Here is a 19,987-nt window from a genome sequence, read left to right on the forward strand (position 1 = left end):
GTGTCCGCTTTAACACAGCCTGCGAGTATCAGAGAATCGTTACTGACTTGCGCATAGGACCTGGCTCGCGCTGCACGAGTCGCCGGCGACGCAGCGCACCTATCGCAAGGAAGCGGAGCGGCTGATCCTGTGGGCCATTGTCGATCGCGGCCGCGCGCTGTCGTCACTGACGACCGACGATGCGATCGCGTACCGGGCGTTCCTGCGCCATCCGTCGCCGCGCGGACGGTGGATCGGCCCGGTGCGTCCCCGCACGTCACCTGACTGGCGGCCGTTCAATGGCAGCCTGTCCACGCGCTCGGTTGCGCACGCGCTCTCGATTCTCGGCGCCCTGTTCCGCTGGCTCATCGAACAGCGCTACGTGCTGGCCAATCCGTTTGCGGGCATCAGGGTGCGTGGTGGCAGGACAGCTTCGACGCTTGATGCGTCGCGCGCCTTTACCGATGGCGAATGGGCACTGGTGCGCACCATGGCTGACGGGCTCGAATGGTCGTGCGGCTGGACCGTGCCCGCCGCGCAGCGGCTGCGCTTCCTGCTCGATTTCGGCTTTGCGACGGGTCTGCGCGCGGGTGAGCTGGTCAGCGCGACGCTCGGTCACGTCGAGACGGACGCACGCGGCGAACACTGGCTGCGCGTCACCGGCAAAGGCGGCAAGATCGCGCGGGTGGCGCTGCCGCCGCTCGCGTGGGAGGCCCTTGCCCGCTATCTGGCCCAGCGCGAGTTGCCGACGACTACCGCGCGCTGGCGGCCGGACACGCCGGTCATCGGCAGTCTGGAAGCGGATAGTGACGCCGCCATCAGCAGCGTGCGGCTGTGGGGCGTCCTCGAGCGCTTTTTCCTCCTTGCCGCCAGTGCGATCGAGACCGATCACCCGCCGCTCGCGGGGAAGCTGCGTCGTGCAAGCCCGCACTGGATGCGGCACACCCACGCCACCTTCGCGCTGGGGCACGGCGCCGAACTCACCACGGTGCGCGACAACCTTCGGCATGCTTCCGTCTCGACGACGTCAATCTATCTGCACGGTGACGAGGTCAAGCGCGCGCGGCAGATTGGCGAGGCTTTTACCCGGAGGTGAGCGTGCCAGCGCGTGTTACGGACGGGCCTTTTCAGGAGCCCTCCGGTGGTCGGCTGTCTTTTTGATAACAGCCGGATTGCCACGCCCCGCCGGATTGGAGGTACGAACCCGTCGAGGGCGGTCCGAAATGCTCCGCCTACGCGCGACGCTAATGCCGAGGAGCCAGTATTATTATGTCGACGATAATCGCTGGGCATCAGCGGGCCGCTACAAGGCTCCTTTGCCCGCGCAGGAATTATCGCCACGTCAGACAAAGCACTAAAACCACTCATGGAAACACTTGATTCCGAGCCGCAAATCGTGGCGAATGGGCGCGGCGTGTCATTCGGCCTCGCAAGACGGGGCACCACCGTCGAATGCCTCATCACGATTGCAGCGCTCGAAGCCTGCTTCTGGCTTGAACCTCGCGCCAGCGACGCCCGGGTGCTGAAGACCTTCCGTGACGGATACAGCCGCATCCGCGCAATCGCCGAACGCAAGCTGCTCGCCCATCTGTGCGCACGCCTCGAACTGACGCCGGACGATTTCAGGCGCCACTGATTGAAGCGAACGACGCTGGTTACGCCACATCGCTATCCGCAAGGAAATCGCGGGTTGCGCAAACTTCGCATGCCCTTTTTCAGGCAGGGCGAGGTCGGCGCCTGCTACACCATCCTTCTGCCAGACGGGGTTGCGGCGGAGCTTAGCGGGAGGCCGGGCATGCTTGACAGTTAGTTGCGTTATGAGCGTCGGGACGCCTCAAGTTCGTACGGACTGCGACGCTATGGCGTCTGGCCGAAACGGAGAAACCGACGGACATTGTGGCAGGGCGTTGTACCCGATGAGCCGCTCGCCTGCGGCGATAGCGTGCAGCGTGTTGTCGCCGACTCCGTTTTGATCCGGATGCCGAGATTCACTTGAACCGGCACGACGTCGACCTCGTTCTGGCATGGCGGATTTTGCGATCTTGCCGACCGGATCATGGGCGCGTCGGCAACTGGTTTATTCTGGCGTCGGCAGCAACAGCCCTACGAGAAGTTTGCCGCGATGGTCGGGCGTCATTGGGACGGGATTGCTTCCTATTGCAAGCCAGAAAACAAGGTGCCGCTCCGCTTCGTTGAGGGACTCAACAACAAGATTCGGGTCATCCAACGACGCGCGTACGGATTGCGAGATGAGGAGTATCTGCGCCTGAAGATCCTCACTTGCATGCTGCCTCGAATCTGAAAAATGGTGATTTTTCATCACACTTTTCCGCGAAGACCCGTTTTTGTTTTGTTACTCGGTGTAGGGCTTTGGTGGGGCTGCGGGGAGAGGACAAGGTCTCTTACGGACCCGTACATTTTTTCCATCTGCGAGTTGCCCCTGGCTTTGGAATCTCGTAATACCCGCCTTCCCTGACCCACGCGTCTATCAAGGCATTGCGTTTCTGACCGGTTGCCAGCAGATCACGATAGGCTTTGCCGGCCGCTTTCGGCCACGCCAATGGGTCGTGCGGGTCGAGGTGAATTCCCGTGCAAGCAACGAACATGGCTTCCGTTGTTCCGGCAATACGAGCCACTGAGGTCGTTGTGCTAGAAGTCGACGTGCCCTGATATGTTCGGGTCAATCGGCTGGCCGAATCGTTTGCGACGAGGCGCTCAAGTAGCGCGTCGCTCAACTGGCACTTGGCGTTAGGGCCCACATCCCTGCTTACGACGGTTACTCCATCGCTGAATACGTAGTCAAGAAGTGCGGTGCGCTTGTAGACCTTACAGGTCAGTCCTGCCGCGGGCTTTTCCCGGCACTGCGCCTTGGGCACCTCGGATATTTTGTAATTCCAGGTCTTTGGTTGTTCGCACTCGCGCCCGATATCTTCCTTCCCGGGCTCCGATGACCACTTCGCTGTCTGTGGTGAGCCGGGGACAGCCGCGTAAGGTCCAGGCCGTATCTCCGTAGAGGGAAACGGTGGGCCAACCACATCGAACGTTACCTCCGACTTCTCGACCACGACACCGGCAACAGGAAACTGACCACCTGATTGCACTATGATTTGACGAGCAGTAGCGTTCGCACATTTTAAATCGGCTGCGCCTGTGTCGTCCGTGCACGCGCTCGTGACCCAGTCGGCGATGCGTGAAGCGTCCGCCACGGCGAGCAGCGTACGGCCGTGGAGTTCCATGTCAGGTGTGGTGCCGGCGCGCGGATGGTTTTTGCAATCCAGAAGCTCGACGCTTTCCCACCCCGGAAAGTCCCTTCTACGTGGACAATTTATTCCGGCGCTGTCGCCAGCCAGGTCCGTGCTCGCAAGGTGTGCCTTAAAGTAGCTAACCATCGCTGTATGTACCTGCGCCGGTGTTTCGGCATGGCTGTAAGAAGCACCGCTAAATAAAATCGCCGAAGCTATAAGAAATCGTACGCGTATGCACGATAGACGGTGCTGGACAGGCATCAACTGGTGCGAACTCTGCATCGCGACTCCGGCGGTTACACGCTTGATGTGCGTATGTACTTGGAGTGCAGTCTACCCAACTGCGATTCTCGGGTCGGGCATGGCGGTTTTGCACTCTTTGAATCGCTCTCCCAAGACTGCCATAGCAACGCGGTTCCGTTGCTCGCTGCGACGATAACGCGGAGTCAACGCCTACTGCAGAACATTGATATTGATATGCTTGGACGGAACAGCGTTTTGCCCATTCGCATTACCAGGCGTTTGCGGCGACTGCGTGGGCGTCGTTGCGCCTCCCCCTTGCTTGAGTTTGTCCGTTGCCTGTTGCAGAGTAGCGACTGCCGCCGGACTGAGGCCGTTGAACAGTTGCTTGACCAATGCTTCTTGCGGCCACGGGCTATAGTACGTGCATCCTGCCGTGGCGCCTGTCTTCACGGCCTGCACCGGACCGAGATTCGGTGGCAAGGTTGCCAGTTGCTGACAAATGGGTCCGTCTTTATCCTGCTGGTTCGGACTTCCGAACAGATACCAAAAGAGTGCGACAACCTGGTTATCGGCCAATGGCTGAATGGGGCTGAAGAAACCACTGATTGCCGTGAGCGCGGACTTGTCTATCACCGAGGTGAAATTCAGCGTTCCGCCATTCGAGTTTAACGGGTTGCCGTTGTTGTCCGTCCCATTTGGCTTCGCAGTCGTGATCGCCTGCCTGACCAGTGTCGTTATCTGAGGGATCGTACAGATCTCCTGATCATCCATTATCGCGACGAGTGCCGTATATCCCGTTAGTGCGCCAGGATCGGTTCTCACCTTGTTCTGATGTGTGACTAATGCGTTCAACGTCAGTGTGCGCACCGAATCGATATTCTCGGCAGCGAATAGAAAGTCCTTGGTGTAAATGCTGGTGCCCGCGACGAACGTCGAAGTCACCAGAGCCGTCGCCGTAACCGCGGCGGACCCAGCGTGGGTCAGCGCGAGTATCGACGTCGCCAAAGTACCAGCGGCTGCCACGTAGTCGTTGGCGACGATGATCCAATGCTGTTTTTGCCCCGCCGACCGGAAATAGTCCCAGCAGGACGCGTAGATCAACAGGAAGCCCGCCTCAAGCATCGTATGTGCGGAGCTTTGATCTGTCGGAGTGTTCAGGGACACGGCTGCCGCGGCATTGAACTTGTCAGCCAGCAAGCCCATACCGCTTGCCACTGCCGGAGCCGCTGAAGCCGGTATCGGGGCCGAAGCTTGTGCGGGTGCCGCGGCGGTGGCGGATGGCGGAGCCATCCAGTTGGCGGTCATAATTGGCGTGGGGCCGGTTGGGATACTGCAGCCTGTCGCGAATAGCGCGCAAATGCACGACGCGGCAACGTTGCGCCATTGCCTGGCAAGCAAATGATTACCCACTCGGAATGATTGTGCTCGCGACACTTCTTTCCTCTTCTTCACGTCGTGCACGCGTGCGGTCCAGTAAAGGAATCATTCCGCACGCTGAGCACGAGGAGTCACGTCGCCAACCAGCAACTAAGATCTTTCATGTTCCAACTCTAGATGCCAATAACTCTGGCGACCTCGATTTTTCTCATTAGAGTGTTCGCTAGTGAACATTGCTGCGTAGTTCGATTTCACCCGATTTCTACCAATGCCTAGAATTTGCACTTGGTTGTTGATTCAATAATTTGCTGCCCGAATTAGCTGGCGCAGGCCAATGCAACCATCCGATGGGCGAAAACGCCGTCGTACAGGGAGGGCTGGGACATGCGGGAAAAGATAACGTTAGTGGCGTTCGTCCTGGCTCTCAGTTTCGCTGCCAATGCAGCAAAGGCGGCTGGCCCTGCAAGCGAGGCGGGTACGATCGCCAGAGATTCGGATATTCTGTTCCAGCTTCCGGAAACAGGTCAGCCGATCAACGATGGGCAATTCGGATTTGTAACGACCTTCAGGCAACACCTGGTGGCAATAGCCGCTCGCTGTGAGCTTTCGCTGCCGCAGCAATTGCTGGTGCCAAGCGGGAAGTTTGACAGCAAGACGGCGCAGGCCATTATAAAAGTTGCCGCATGTCACGAAGTGTCCTCCGCTCTGCCCGATGACGACGCCGCACGGAAGGGGGCGATTACATCCGCCTTGTGGAAGGTTGTAGTGCCTGACGCTCCTGCACCTGGGCTACTTGACCGTGTGCAGGCAATGACCTTTCAATTCGAAGGGACCGACTATGTGACTATCGAGTTCAACGTCGGGACTAAAGACCTCGGCATACTGACATGGGGGCCCCTTGGTGCAACGGTGGGGCAAGCGCATCAGGTGCAAACAATCTTGCGCGAGATCGACGCGCAGTTTCCAAAGCTTATTGACGATGCGTTTCCCGAGGAATCGGTGAGCATTCGGACGCTATATCGAACGGACTCCGACGCTGATAACGCCCGTCTGGTTCAGGCAGTAAAAGCTTCGCCCACCCGAAAGGCAGCCTGGCAACGCGGATTCGCTGCGCTCGGCTCCAACCTTGATGTCCGTAAAATATATAACGCTGCGATGGCAGAGACGGGCAAGTCGGGTTTGGTCGAGGGAATCGCTGACTTTTACTGCTCTTACTGGGCGCATGGCTGGGTGCCGACTGAAGTGGACATGGCTTTCTTTTTTGACCGTGCCGTTCAAACTGCGGTCTTTCAACCCAACACTAATCAGGCGGTCGGTGCGGCGAGCGGTGTCCTGGGCAAGAGCCGCGGGACTCCATCAGCGGCGGAAAGAAGGCGTGCGGTAGCCGCAAACTTCATTCTTACGACGGGGTGGGCAGAAGACCGGCTCGCGCGTGACGTCTCGTACTATGTAGGGGCGATACCTGAGGCCAGTATTACTGAAAAGACGTTCGTTGCGCTGCAACTCAAGAAAAATCTGGTGGGTGCTGACAAAGGGGGCGAAGTCGCCATTTGGCGCAAACGCTCGGGTTTTGAGGCTTCTAATTTTGGGCTTTCCGATGATAGGCTGGCTCCGCCCCCGACGATGATGGCAAAGTCTCGCCCGAAATGTATTGAGCCCGCCCATCCTTAGATGCTATGTGGGAGGGCAGCGACAGAAAGCCCGACTGCAGTAAAACGGGACTTGCACACTCGTTTTCTCCGAAGGAGCACGCAAATGGATACGCCTGACACCGCCCTCCCACATAGCATCTAAGTCACTGCCTTTTCTGCCGCTGCAACTCTAGATACTTCGAGTAGTGCTTGTCGAGCGCGTCTGCAGCAGGAGCGTCTGTGAAGCGATCCGGTACGACCGCCAACGACTTGCCATCGTACTTCCCGTAGTCAGTCAGTCGGAGCTGTGGTGCGACATGGACGATAGATCGTGAGTCGACGGACAGGATATAGAGGTCAAACAGTGTGTGAATGTCTGTCCGGAGTAGCAGCCCATTGCGCACGTTGTAGTCCGTGACTAGCGAGTGGGGGACGATGTGCGCTGCGTCCAGAAGCTCTTCAATCCGTGAGCCAGTGACGGCACACCTCGTTCGATACGCGTCCAAAAGCGCGCGCCGGAATTTCGCCTGACCACGGCGTGTCTTGATGGCGCGGTTCTGTACCTCATCGTAAGGGCCATCTGCTTCATCGGTTTGATCAATGTTGCCATCGATGGGCTTTTCGAACCCACGCACGATCACGCACGCCCCGCTGAAAAAATCGTAAGAGTGAACGTACCACTCCTGGCCGTCCAGATAACGCTTTTCAACCTTCGCTGCGCGTTCGGCCCGCTCTTCGCCCTCAGGTCGCTTTCCCGCTCCAACAATCACCCGCACCGGAAGTCGTCGCTCATAAGACTCCCGGATGGCAACGTCCAATGCCGCCGCACGCTGCGCCTGAGTCTTTGCCCGGTTGCGCACATTTGTATCCAGCGCGAGATTGTTGGCTATTCGCGCCCGTTCCTCTTTCCCAGCACGGGCATTCCGGTCAAAATAAATCCAACCGTCTTCGTTGATTTTAAATTCGCTGTACCAGAGGCAAAGGACGAAGCCCTCGGTCACCGATCCGAAGCACCACTCGTAGCAGAAGTTGGGATTCGACTTGAAGCCTTCATTCCAACCATCAATCGACACGCCCGCTTCGTGTAGAAGATCGTAAAGCGTGTCTTTCGATACTGGCTCGAGGCTCTGCAGTGATTCTGTTGGACGAGCATCTAATCGCCTGAATGTGACGAGTCGATTGGCTTGGTCCAGTTTTACCTGCCGCCAGCCTTGCTCCATCCAGAATCGTCCCGGATGACCATCCTTAGCTCGTGAGTTTGCCCAGAATGGCTTGAAGCGGTCAGCGGTCGGTGGTAGTTCCTCACCGATTATTCTTTCTACATCAGCAAACGAGAGTGTCACTTCACTGGTGGATTGCACTGCCAAGTGTGCTGCAAGCGACTGATATTTGGCCATGAAGCGCCTCTGCGGTTTTTGGTATTGGCGAAAATTTCAAACGGCTTGGTCAATAGTTCAACTGAGTGAAAGCAGCGTGAGGCCGATATCAATCAGATGGGTGCGCGAAGAGTGGGCCTCAGCACCTTGTACTCGGTGTGGACATGTTTGTATAGTCTCTGCAACCACCCGTCCGCCTCGGTTGCGCGGTCACTCGTCTGGTCCTGACCGCGTTAAGCAAGCTTCATCATGGCGTCGTAGTGGCCCTTGTCGTTGGCTTCGATGAGCGCGAGCAAATCCGCAAGGACGGCCGGTGCCTCGGAGAGTACAGAGAGGTCGTGCTCAGGCTCAGAGACCTGCTCCATGTGTGAATGCGTATGCAGGAACCGGACAATCCTCGCTTTCGCCGCCGCATCACCGGAAAGTGCGTCCATTTGTTGAGCGAGGTTTCCGGCTTTTCCCGGCACCCTGAATGATAGAAAGGACTCCAGCAATCGGCGTGCGATGTTCGGCAGGCCGTACGCCTCCGCTAAGCTCTTGGGCGCATCCATCGCAGCCCCTTCCTTCACGCACTTGAATAGATAGTGGTATTCGGACTCATACTCGTGCAGTAGCGGGTCAAGGATCCGCAAGTAGGCGTTCCGCTGTCCACCGTCGACTTTCATCGCCAGCATATAGAAGTGGCTTACCTTCGACCTGGCAGGATCGTACGGGTTATTTCTAATGTTGCCGGCAAAATTGAACCAGTTCTTGACCTGCCTGAAGAACCCAAAGTTGTGAGTCAGCACGAAAAGCTGTTTCGCGTCCTTTGTGCGTTCTTTCATGTAGCCGAACGCGCAATAAAGGGAATTCGCGTCAAGACTCGATACCGGGTCGTCGATCACCACGATTCCATCTTTCAGATTGAAGCCGGTGTCTCCCAGGGTCTTGAGGAAATACATGAACGCAATGGCGGTGCGCTCACCATCGCTCAGGTGCATCGCCGGCTGCTTGCCGCGCATGATTGTGTAGCCATTATCCTTGGGTTCGAAGCGCAACTCATCGCGTCCCAGGTATGCCGCCATTTCACGGGTCAACTCCTCAGCGGGCCGGAGATGCTGCCGGATCGCGCGTTGAAGCACAGCAATCTGCTCTCCAATGGGGCGCAGCCCTTCCTGCATTGCTTCGTGCGCTGCCGCCAGATCCTTCACCTGTTGTTGGCGCGCCGACCATTCGGAGAGCACCTTCACACCCTCGTCGAGCTCCAGTTGGGCACGCGCAGCGGCGGCGGATTTCTCGAAGTTGTCCGTGTACTCGTTGTGCGTGTTCACCAAACCCGCGATGGCCTGCATAGCCACCACCCCTGAGTTTGCTCCGACCGCCTTGATACCGTTGAGGATCAATTCCACGAACTTCCAGAACCCGGTGACTGCGGCTGTTTCGAAACCAGACAGAAATTGGCTAAGGTCCAGTTCCGCGAAAGGCTCCCCTTTCTTGGCGTCGACAGCCCGCGAGAGTCCGTCGAGATACATATCCACGAGCATGGAATGCTGGTTGAGCTTCTCAACGGCGGCGTCATAGTCCGCGTGCAGATGTGGATATAACGCCGCACGCTCCGGAAGACCTCGCTCCCGCGAGGTCTTCCGGAGCGACTCGATGTCTGATGACAGTTTTCGGAGGCGATCCTGTTGCGCCTTGAAGCGATCATTGAAGTGCGCTTCGAGTGCAGCAAGCCGCGCGGGCTCCAGCTCCTGCTTGCAGAAATGGCAATGCGTCTCACCGGCGGAATGTAGACGCAAGCCTCGCTCAATCCAGTTTGCGACTTCGGGCGCATCGACCAGTTCCTGAATCGTACTCGCAACGACAGTCGTCCTCAGCTCGTCGGCTATGGTCCCCGTGAGGCTTGCAAGGTCTACGTCCGCAAAGGACGATACCGCGATCTTTGGCAGCGGCCTTCCAGCAAGGGCATGTTCCAGCCGCGCCCGAATGGCGCCGTCAAGTTCCGCTGGTGGCATTCGGGTCGACGCAATACGATTCATGAGGTCCTTAAATTTCGGCGCCTCATAGTTGATATATCGCGGATCGCCCAACAGGAGATTCCGTATGCTCCTGGCCTGGTTGGTACAGAAGGTATTGAGCTCCATTGTAGCGACGACCTTCTCTTTCGCGACCGCCGCGAGTTTGTTCGTCAGCTCGTCCTGCTGTGCCCGTAACGCCACAATTTGCTGCTGCTTTTCGGTGCTGTCTTCGCCTAGATAGAACACCGGCGGCAATTCATGCCCCGGCGTCTCGAAGACGCTGCGATCGACAAAGTCCCGATTGAAGACGCGTACAGCTGGTATGGCGACGGACGCAAAGTCGGTCCCTGTTACGACGTTTCCGTCGATCACCATTTCTACCGCACCGGTATCAGGAAGCACCTTTCGTTGCATATACCGGAACAGCGACGACAGGGATGTTTTTCCCGCACCGTTCCAGCCATAAATCAGGTTGTATCGTCCAAAATCAGGGAGACCGTCCCATTTGAAGTCCCGAAAAATCCGGTAGCCCTGCAGTTTTTGAATTCTTGTAATCGCCACGTTGGCCTCTCAGCGCCCAATAGAATTTGCAGCCCTGCCTCGGCTATGGCACTGGCCGCAACTGGAGTGCAATTATGCATCCAAATCGGACCGCCCATGCCCAGGTATTCGCGCTAGCTAGGAGCAAAATCATGCGCGATCTGTCGAGCACGCTTGACATCATCCGACAGCGCATAGCGTATCGGCATCGGAAAGGTCCGTCGGGCTGCCGACACGGGACTCGCGGGCAACGAGGCGCGTTTTTATACGCCTCAGATTGCCGCCCAAATGCGTCTGCAAAGGCGATTCTCAATCGAGAATATCTTTAGGGGCTATTCCGAGTGCTTGCTTCGTGATGTTAACTGGGATGCCCTGCTCATGACAGTTCTATTCGGTAACGTCCACAGGCAGCGCGACTCACTCAGTGCTCTGCCCTGCGGCAGTTTGCTGGAGTCACTTTTGAACCGTTTCCTTCGGGCGTAATGGCTCTCTTGCCACAGTGGATGAATCAGGCATATGGTTCAACACCCTGGTATTAAGGCAAGTTCGGCGTTCCCACGCTTGTAGGAGCAAGCGGCGGCGCCGACTCTAGCCGTGATTGTAGGCCCCGCGCAGATCCGTTGGGCACTGGTCGACTAGCGCGACGAGCAAAGTCAACGCAGCGCGCACCAACCGCTCGTCGCGGCCAGCTTCTGCCTCAGGGGTGTGCTTGCCACCATGAAAAAGGTTGTGCCTTACCCGTGTCGCCGCGTCGACGGCCTGAGCAATCGCGCTGGCGCCACGCAAGGGCACGGCCTGCCAACCATCTGCAAAGGACAGGAGCTTTGGTGGATCGCTTGTGAGCAGTGCAAGCGCCAGCGCCACGTCGCCTCCTCGCGGTACGTCGAGCCATGTGGATGCATCGTTGGCCAATCGTTGCCACGCCGGCGCAGCGATCCCGTGGTCATCGCGCTTATAGCTGGTTTCCTTCATCGCATACTCGCAGCGGGCGAATACCGCAAAGAATTCTGCGACCAGGTCTCTCGGGACCGCAACGCCGTCGAACGGATCCACCAGCGCCATCATTTCACTCCGATAAGTTCAGCGATTGCGTTCCGGCTGACACGCAGCCAGCCGTCGATCGAATCTGCCACCTGAACCCAGCCGCCCCGCGTGGCCTAAGGGTCGAAGTTGAAGACCCTCGCGCGGGTAGCCGATTCTACTTCGCCGCGCCGTTAGACCAACCTAGCCTTCGCAACGACCCACGATGGGTGACTACAGAACTCACCCGGTTTTGGCCTTTCGGCGAGCCGCGAGACGCTCCTCAAGTGCCCTCGCCAACGGCGTACCGGATTGCACCAGGATGTCCACGATCACGGTAAGTTCTGTGCTGTCAAGCACTGTTGGCGAGACTGGCGTGTCGAGTACCGCCTTGTCGATCCAGTCGCACAGGCGCCGCCCGATCCCGTGATCGATCCAGAACTCGGCATTCGCACCCTGCACGCGCCACCACGCCGCCACCGCACGGGCCATGAACATCAACAGATTCGCGTGCGGTTTGACTTCCAGTAGTCCGAGGAACGCGATAGCGACGAACATGGACCCGGCTGCTTCCTCGGCCAATTGCGTGAGCATGGTCAGGAGCAAGTCCGCGCGTGCGGCTCCAGGAGGAAGGACGTAGCAGCGAGGTCCTCGTCCGATTTCGTGCTGCCCCATGAACATCGCAGCAATAGCTCCAGCAACATGAACTTCAACGCCCGACGAGCGCTCGGACGCCAAGCGGCGCCATGCTCTGGTCATTACGAGCCGCTGCGCCAGCGTGTCGCGGATCGACACGGCCGTGCTGTCCAACACGTCGCTGTCATTGAGCCACAGCCGATCCAATTCATGGAGGACGGCCTCCACGGCATCGAGGAATCGTTCTTCCGGCAATTGGGCGAGCGGATCGAGCACATACTCATCAATGCCCGCGCTTCCGGTCGAGACGGCGCCAGCGAGCGCGGCCGCGAAATAGGCGTCGTTCCATTCGTAAGCGAGCTCGCCCGGCTCCTCGTCGGCCCCGCACCCCACACCATTCGCGCCAGCGGTCCAAGGCCAGCAATGCCGCACCAACGCGCGCAGCAGATCGGGATGATCTGTACGCCAGAGTTCAACCGCAACCGGCAGCCATCGCGCCGCTACCACCGCGCTTAGCGCAAAAACGCGTGACGGCACAGGGGATCGCTTCTGTCGTCGCCGCGTATTGCGCAGCGTGATCCCGTGTCGCTCCTTGGGCGGGTACGGGTCGGGGAGTTCAGGCCAGTCGGGCTCTGAATCCTCGCCCGCAAGCCAGTGCAGTTCTGCGGTCACCGCGCTCTGCAGTCGCGCCAGCTCTGCATCCTTGCGCGCTGCCTCTAGAGCTCGCTGTCGCGCAAGATAGTCGTCGACACTACCGAAGTCATCGTCGTCGTGTTGCGGCACGGCATAGATAGCAGATGCAAAGCCAAGACGAAGCAGCGACCTTTCGACCTCCGGGCGCAACGGGCGCTTCGCGGCCACCTCGGCGCGCAGCACCGATGCCATGCCCGTATCGCGTCGAACCGTAAGGTGAAGCAGGCTCGTTAGAACCGCAAGCTCTGGATCTTCGCGGTATGCGGCAAGCAATCCTACGGCCGCGATCGCGGCCGGGTTGAACTGCAGTTGCTTCGGGACACCGCTATCGTCCGGCTCGCGTAATGCCGCTTTTGCCAGTTGCGCGCGCGCCCAATCGCCGTGCGCGGCTTTCAGTTCCCGCGAACCATCGCGCATCACCAGCGCCGCGAGGATAACCCGGGTGCGCTCGATCCATTCATGCTCGTCATTGTCTGGATCAACCTGCGACGCCGAAGCGTCGCGCGTCGCCCACTGCACGCCCTCCTCGAGGATCTGTACCGGACAACTCGCTTCGGCGAGTGCCCGCATGAGCCGCCCCCGGATCGCAATCTCGACGCTGCCGCGCTGGGCCTTTTCCTGTAGTTCGGCCAGTAGCCGCGCTTCATCGGGCGGGGACACGTATTCGACGGTCGGCTGGCCGTTCTTATCCACGCCGCCTGACTCGTAGTTCGCGAGATCGAGCTGATTCAGCGCACACATGGCGGCGAACCTGGGATCAGCCATGCCTCGACTCTCGCCATCTGGCGCCCCGATTCGTGCCGCCTCACCCTGCAGTGCCTGCTTCATCGATTCGCGCACATCCGCGGGGCCATGCAACGCGAAATCGACGAGCACGGCGTCGAGCGGCATGCGGCGTGACGGCCGACGTCGCAAATCGTCTAATCTGACCGACCCCGCCGGCTCTGGATGCACCCAGACAGTGTAGATGTCGTTGCTGTTCAAGTAGTCGTTGGAGTATCGATCACGATCCCTTGCCAGTAAGTCGGCCGTTGCCGCAAACGGCCACAGGCACTCCCGCGACTTTGGCCAGTGCGACAACATCACATCGACCGCGACGAGCAGACAGGCCGCTGGGGATTCCTCAAGGCCCAAGACGTCATCGATCACCGCCGGCACAGGCTCGTCGCGCTCGATGCGCAGGTGTGCCCACGCTTCCAGGGCCATCAGAGCCGACGCCACGATGCTGCTGTCCGGCGAGCGGGACCACATATAGGTCTGGCACCATGGGAACGAACGCCGCCCGCTGGGAAGTGGAACTTCGATGCGGTTGTCGCCAGGCTCACTGCCGCGAGAGCGCCGCCGCACCGCGTGCGTCACAACACCACGCACCAGCCGCAGCCCCTGCTCCTTGTCCGCCTGCAACAGATCGAAGAACGGCGCGCGCGCCGGCGACGCGGGGAAATACTCGTTGTCCCATGCCGAGAACACGTCCCTCATCCGCGACGAGCGATCTTCGTCTTCGTTGTCCCTTTTGGTCAACGCCTGCAGGAACAGATCGGCCATAGCTCGCGGCGCCGCGTAAGGAGCGGTGCCAACGAATCGCAGCAACCTGCGGAAAAGATCGTGCCAATGCGGGTGGGTGGCCACCCCCTTGAGGTAGGACTCTGCGTCGGTCGGGCGAAGCCTGCACCACATAAGAAAGGCCGTTCGAAGATCGTTCTCCTGTGCCGTCGTCATAGAGAGCCCCGGCGCATTCTTGGTGGCTATCCATGCGTCGAAACCCGAGGCCCTCGGGTGATTCTTCGCTTCGACCTCGACCAGCCACACATACAGGCGTGCAACCAGCACAGGCGACCATCCGTCTTGCCCCGCAAACACGTTGCACCAGCGGCTGTAGAGGTCGACGAACTGTGGCACTGCGGCGTGGGGCAACTGGTCTCCAATGGCGAGAGACCAGACAATCAGGTTCAGCCACGCGGGGCCGCTTGGCGCTACGAAGTCTTCAGTAAGCTTGCTCGTGTCGATACCGAGCGCCGCCCAGAGTGGTGCGGCCGGTTGAGAGTCGACGGTGATAACCGCACGAACGAGATCCGCAAGTGGTTCAGCTTTGTCCGCGGCCAGTGCCGGCAAGCAGCGGTTGAGCACCTCACCCGCGCGTTCCGAACGCGAGAGGGCGAGCAATACCGCTCGTCTCCACGAACCGTGCGCGCCGGGTACGCTGACTCGATCAAGCAAAGCCCACCATGCCGTCGCGTCGCTGCCCAACTCCGCGGACAACTGCGCAGCGAGCTCCACGCCGCGTAGCACGCGCACAGGCGTGGGAGTATCCAGAACAATTGCAGCAAAGTGTTCAGGTTCTTCATGGAGGAGGCAGCCAACCGCCCAGTCACGTAGCACATCATGTGCTGGTTCAACGCGAATCGAGCTGAGCGCACGCAGCGAACCGCTTCCGGTCAGCGCGACGACCGCTTCTGCCGGCAACGTGCTGGTGTCCATCGGAGTCGATGACGCCAGCGAATGCACCGCCAACGACCGCATCAGGCGCCGTCGCTCCAGGCGACCAGCGGCTTCAGCCGAATCACCCGTTGTCCACCACTGCCATGCCATCTGCGCTTCGCTAAAGGGCGCCGAGGCCTCGGCTACCACGCCACGCGCCAGCCGGTCCAGTCGGTACAGGTTACGCACTAGCTTCTCGGCGGGATGCCCGGGTCTCAGCAACGCGGCAAGCGCGAAATCCGCATTCCGCAGCTGAGCGACCTCGTCGCCGGTGAGTTCGTCGATAATCAAAGGCGACGCTTCGCCTAGCTCTTGCAGCGCTTGCGCCGGCAACCACGCGCGCGCGTCGGCATCGAAGTCCGGCCGCGCAGTCATGACTACGCGGAACCCGCGCACTTGCGCTGCAGCACGGATCAGGTCCGCGACGGTGGCCCGCTGCCCAAGGTCGTCGAAGCGATCGAGGCCGTCAATGAACAGCGTTCCCCCACCGTCGCCCGCCAGGTCAGTCAGAAACTCGCGCGCCGACAACTCACAACCAAGCTGTGCCGCCAACGCGGCCCAACCTCCCTCCGGGACGCGATGCGGTGCAACGATGACAACACGGGACTCGACACCGATACGTTGCGCCAGGTCCTTCAGCACACTGGACTTGCCGACGCCGCCAGCGCCGCGGATCTCAAGATACCTGCCCTGCTCAAGCGCAGAGAGTGCGGCGGCAACATGGCCGCCACGGTCGATTGCCACGCCGTGCACGCGCGAGCTGATTGTGGACAGCGTGTTCTCGGCGGTCTCGGCGAGCCGTCCGCGCGCGACATGCAAGCGCCGGTCGCCTGCGAACCGGTAATCGCGCTCGGCGGCAAGTCGCTCGCGCAGTGCGGGGCCATCCACATCCCCTCCAGCTGCATCGACCTGCAACGCGATCAGTTGCAACGAGTCCCACAGTTCGCCGGCTCGCCCCATGTCCTGCGGCGCGAGTAGCAGCGCGCAGCGCTCGCGGGCCAACTGCGCACAGACCGACCCGGGTTGCTCGAAGTCAAACGCCAGCACTTGGAAGCGAGACAGCAATCTCCACACGGCCACGTCGTCGTGCGCCGCGCCAGCCGTGTGCATGTGCTTGCGGAACGCCGCTACGAAGTCGCGCATTGCTTGGTGCGCACCACCGGGCTGGTTCAACCTACCGAAGAAGTCTTCAGCGCCCTGATACTCGCGTGCCCACCTCAGCACATCCTGGATGTGCTGCTCGATCCTGGTCGACGTGCGTGCAATCGCTACCGCGAGCTCGTAACGCGTCGTCGCGAACTCGGGCTTGGCCACAGCCCGGCAGGCGAGCGCGACCACGTCCGCAAAGATTTTGTCGCTCGCTGTGAAGGAAATCGTGCGCTTCGCCTGCAGTTCGAGGATGGCTGGGCGGCCTTGGCGGTCGTGGCCGGTGACAATGACGTCATCCATCGGGTGGTTGAGCCCGGCACGTTGGAACGCTACGCGCGTGACAACGACACCCGGAAGTCCGCGCGCCTCCGCACCCGACAGCAGCGGCAGCAGGTACTGCGCGCCGACATGCCCCTCAAGCAGAGCGCCGGAAGGCCCAGCTGCGGCCGGACTGACGACGGCAGGCGCGTCATCCGCGCGGCGAGGTGCGCGCCTGGCTCCCGTCGCCGCGGAATTCTCGGCAACCTTCTTGCTCTTGCGTGTGGGCTTGGAGGACTTGGTCTTCAGTTTCGCCATGTTCGTCTTTCGCTTTTACGTCGGCCGCCGCCAGTCTCAGGTTCGTTTGGCGCACGACGGACGGGTAATTGTAGAGCTTGTAGCGCCGAGCGTGCCTTGTCATCCCGATCGAGAATCGAAGATGCAAAACGAATTGGCCCCAGCTCAAGGATGCTACTTCCTAATGTCCGCTGCTTTGGCATTCGAGTGTCGCCAACGAGCCGGGTCCGGGCATCGACTCTCCGTGGTCATTGTTAGGGCAGCCATCACGAGTGGGCCAGCGTCGATGACCGCTATGGTTGAAGAGCGGTAGTCGAACTCGCGCGGACGGCTGTCCTCCCAGTTTGAGAAGGACCCTACGCTCCCGACGAATCGTGGGACCGCTCAGGGATCGGGTTGAGATGGATGTCATCAGGTTCTGAGAGTGTCTATCATCAGAACAGGAAACGGAGGCGTCATGTGCTACTCGGCCCACATTCAGGCGGACTACCGTCGGTATGTCCGGATGTTCGGCGCTCACATGAGCATCGAAGAGTTCGCGCGTCTCTATTTCGCGCGCGCTGAAGGTAGTAAGGCCAATATTCCAAAGGGCATGGAAGACGCTTTGTCGGAGCCGCAATCGGACGCCGAGTGCGAAATCAAGGCATTCATCGATCGCTTCAACTCGGACCAGATGGTGCGACTTGGGCAGGCCCTGTTCAAGCAGCGAGGTCGCCTCGCCGATGCCGAACGCTCACTCCAAGCCAAGGTCGCGAAAACTGCGACTGAGAGCAAGCGTATTGCGACAGATAAGATTGGATGGACGCTGGCCGCGTCGACGACATCCAGTGAACTGAGCCCAAAGCGCGTGACTTGCGCATATTCCCGGGGCATTTCGCACCTGTGATGATGATGGAAAACGGCCAGCGCGTTATCAACGCCAATACGCTATCAATGCCGTCCTGCTGGAAGGCCTGCCTTCTATGACACGAAATGTCCCGGAAGTACAACGCGCGCCGCGACAATCTCGATGGCTTCTGGAAGCCGCTATTCGGTTATTCTCACGGCATCATCCTGGTCAGCTCTTTCTACGAAAACGTCTCGCGTGCGCGTATGGAGGGGCGTGAACTCGAGCCCGGTGAGAAGGACGAAAATGTCGTGCTCGAGTTCAAGCTCAATCCGCCACACGACATGCTGGTTGCATATTTATGGTCTCACTGGACTGGAAAGGGTGAGCCGGATTTACTGTCTCTTGCGGCGATTACTGACGAACCACCGCCCGAAGTTGCAGCGGCAGAGCATGACCGCTGTGTCATCCCGATCAAACCCGAGAACATCGATGCTTGGTTGAATCCGGATTCAGGCAACCTCGAAGCGCTGCATGCGATTCTGGATGAAAAGGATCGTCCCTAGTATGAGTACAGATTGGCTGCGTGAAAGCTGTTCATCGAGGTACTCTTCGCTAGATTTTCAGCCCTAGTTCCATACGCAGTACGCGGAGGTTGACTCGCAAACTTCCGTACCTCAGATTGAGGCTCCGCATCGTCGTCGATCTGGTGGAACCCACACAGCTACGGAGTTTCTGTGAACGAAGAGAGTGAAATGATCAAAGCCCGTCTTGATGCACTGGAGACGGTCGTTTCTCTTATGGCGAGGCGCGATCCTGGGGCTCTTCAGGCGGTCCAGATGGCCCTAACCAAAGAATATGAAGCAGCTCTGCAGGAGGCCAACACACCACCTGAGACTGGATTTCCCGCTGCGGTTAGAACTGAATTCCGCCCCATACGAAACCCGTTAGCAGAGCAGGCCCGCGTGAACGCGTACGAGGATCTCCGTCTGAAAGTCGGAGGAGCGACCTAACCCAACTTTTCGCTAAAGCGTCGGCGCATTCGTGACGTTAAGATGACTAGACACTGGGAGTTGAAATGATCTATGCCATCTTGACGCCCGAGGGCGATACGCCTCTCGGCTATTACTCTGCCACCGAGGCACCAGCTCGCCGACCATATGGCGAGAGCAACTGGATTTGCAGGTCGCGACGAGTGGATCGCGCAGACGCGTCTTGAGATGCTCGGGTACGCCCCCGTCCATTGAGGGTGCGTTAATTTGACCAACGCAGCAGCACGAACAAGAGTGCTGGGGGGCTCAAGCCGTAGCGACATATCACGATGAGACGAAGCCCGCGTCTACTCCTGAAATGAGGCCGCCCCTGGCAGACCTTGCGTCTCAGCGTCGGTACTCGGGATTGCATTTCCCGGTCGCGGCCCAATACATCACGAGGTCGAGGTCCGTCGGCTTGTTTTGGTGAAACACCGGACCGCGTCGGATGACCTCAGAGACGTTTTCGTCGACTTGGGAGAAATCATGCATTCCGCAGGGTGCCGATTTCGGCGAACGGCCGCGTAGGACCAACAAATAGATTTCGTCGCCTTTCTCGTCTCCAACACGCAGATTCTTCACCGCCTGGACCATGATCGACTCGACCTTGATGTGCTGGCGCGCGAGAAGCTTCTGCAAAGGCTCACCGGTGTAAGTTTTGAACGGCGCCAAAGCGGCCGCAATGTTACTTTGACCGTCGATTGACTTGGCGTCAGCGGTGACCAGACAGTCGGCGTAGTAAGCGGGCGCCGCCCCATCCGGAGTCATGTTCTTCGCGAACCCGCCATAGAGTTGCTTGACGAGAGCTAACACTGTCGGCGGGTTGATCTCGTTGCCAGTATCGCCCAGGATTTCCGTAAAGGTGGTTGCCGCGTTCACGCCCGCGTTTCGGGCGGCGGCAATCTTATATGCGAGCGCGCCGACTCTCTGGCATTTTCGTTTGGTCGCTTCGTCCGGTTCGTTGCTTGCTGTGTCAGCTACGCCGGAATCGAACTGACCAGGTGCTCGGTCTGCATTACCTTGTAAAGCCGCTGACCGTCCGCCGGTTGTCGAAGAAGCGCTGCATGCGGCTCGATAAGGCTTTCCGGCTGGCATTGCATCTGCTGTCATGGACGCTCCTGATTGTCTGTCTAGCATGGCTTGTATGATGGGAGGCTATCACCAATTTCGGGGTCGTTCACGCACGATGAATATCTACGATCTGTACAAGC

General features: G+C 59.5%; 11 protein-coding genes and 2 pseudogenes. 6 read left to right on the forward strand and 7 right to left on the reverse strand.

Translation table 11 applies throughout. From position 1 onward, the window contains the following. Positions 1-49 precede the first annotated feature (49 nt). The 3 genes and pseudogenes from ACFSNN_RS31785 to ACFSNN_RS31795 all read left to right on the forward strand — a co-directional run. Positions 50-1,075, forward strand: a pseudogene (locus ACFSNN_RS31785) (tyrosine-type recombinase/integrase); the annotation flags it as partial. Positions 1,076-1,345: 270 nt separating this feature from the next. Next, entirely contained in the window at positions 1,346-1,615 is a 270-nt protein-coding gene (locus ACFSNN_RS31790) for a DUF1488 family protein (protein ID WP_134466122.1), read from the forward strand. Between the two features lie 486 nt (positions 1,616-2,101). Next, positions 2,102-2,281 (forward strand): transposase, encoded by a 180-nt coding sequence (locus ACFSNN_RS31795; protein ID WP_244323276.1) that lies wholly within the window; start codon positions 2,102-2,104, stop codon positions 2,279-2,281. 100 nt (positions 2,282-2,381) lie between these two features. Here the strand turns inward: ACFSNN_RS31795 and ACFSNN_RS31800 are convergent, their stop codons facing one another. Both ACFSNN_RS31800 and ACFSNN_RS31805 read right to left on the reverse strand, forming a co-directional pair. Continuing rightward, positions 2,382-3,215 (reverse strand): hypothetical protein, encoded by an 834-nt coding sequence (locus tag ACFSNN_RS31800; protein ID WP_134466124.1) that lies wholly within the window; start codon positions 3,213-3,215, stop codon positions 2,382-2,384. A gap of 462 nt (positions 3,216-3,677) precedes the next feature. After that, positions 3,678-4,928, reverse strand: coding sequence for a hypothetical protein (locus ACFSNN_RS31805; RefSeq protein ID WP_134466125.1), 1,251 nt, complete (start codon positions 4,926-4,928; stop codon positions 3,678-3,680). Between the two features lie 300 nt (positions 4,929-5,228). Here ACFSNN_RS31805 and ACFSNN_RS31810 point away from each other — a divergent pair, with 300 nt between their 5' ends. Further along, a complete protein-coding gene (locus tag ACFSNN_RS31810) occupies positions 5,229-6,515 on the forward strand; it encodes a hypothetical protein (RefSeq protein ID WP_134466126.1) in 1,287 nt (428 codons plus the stop codon). A 124-nt stretch (positions 6,516-6,639) separates the two neighbouring features. Here ACFSNN_RS31810 and ACFSNN_RS31815 read toward each other — a convergent pair whose 3' ends face one another. The 4 genes from ACFSNN_RS31815 to ACFSNN_RS31830 all read right to left on the reverse strand — a co-directional run bounded on the left by ACFSNN_RS31815 (position 6,640) and on the right by ACFSNN_RS31830 (position 16,940). After that, positions 6,640-7,872 (reverse strand): HNH endonuclease, encoded by a 1,233-nt coding sequence (locus ACFSNN_RS31815; RefSeq protein ID WP_134466127.1) that lies wholly within the window; start codon positions 7,870-7,872, stop codon positions 6,640-6,642. Between the two features lie 212 nt (positions 7,873-8,084). Continuing rightward, on the reverse strand, positions 8,085-10,409 hold the full coding sequence (locus ACFSNN_RS31820) for an ATP-binding protein (protein WP_134466128.1): 2,325 nt from the start codon (positions 10,407-10,409) through the stop codon (positions 8,085-8,087). A gap of 567 nt (positions 10,410-10,976) precedes the next feature. Next, positions 10,977-11,453: a hypothetical protein gene (locus tag ACFSNN_RS31825; RefSeq protein WP_134466129.1), complete on the reverse strand. Its 477-nt coding sequence runs from the start codon at positions 11,451-11,453 to the stop codon at positions 10,977-10,979. A 198-nt stretch (positions 11,454-11,651) separates the two neighbouring features. Beyond that, positions 11,652-16,940 (reverse strand): NACHT domain-containing protein, encoded by a 5,289-nt coding sequence (locus ACFSNN_RS31830; protein WP_134466130.1) that lies wholly within the window; start codon positions 16,938-16,940, stop codon positions 11,652-11,654. A 436-nt stretch (positions 16,941-17,376) separates the two neighbouring features. Here ACFSNN_RS31830 and ACFSNN_RS31835 point away from each other — a divergent pair. Continuing rightward, positions 17,377-18,311: pseudogene (locus tag ACFSNN_RS31835) on the forward strand (SOS response-associated peptidase family protein). 171 nt (positions 18,312-18,482) lie between these two features. Continuing rightward, the gene (locus tag ACFSNN_RS31840; RefSeq protein ID WP_134466131.1) at positions 18,483-18,758 is read left to right on the forward strand and encodes a hypothetical protein; all 276 of its coding nucleotides are present in this window, start codon (positions 18,483-18,485) and stop codon (positions 18,756-18,758) included. Positions 18,759-19,124: 366 nt separating this feature from the next. Here the strand turns inward: ACFSNN_RS31840 and ACFSNN_RS31845 are convergent, their stop codons facing one another. Continuing rightward, positions 19,125-19,886: a hypothetical protein gene (locus tag ACFSNN_RS31845; protein WP_134466132.1), complete on the reverse strand. Its 762-nt coding sequence runs from the start codon at positions 19,884-19,886 to the stop codon at positions 19,125-19,127. Between the last annotated feature and the right edge of the window lie 101 nt (positions 19,887-19,987).

Source organism: Paraburkholderia dipogonis (assembly GCF_042680985.1).
Lineage (GTDB): Bacteria > Pseudomonadota > Gammaproteobacteria > Burkholderiales > Burkholderiaceae > Paraburkholderia > Paraburkholderia phytofirmans.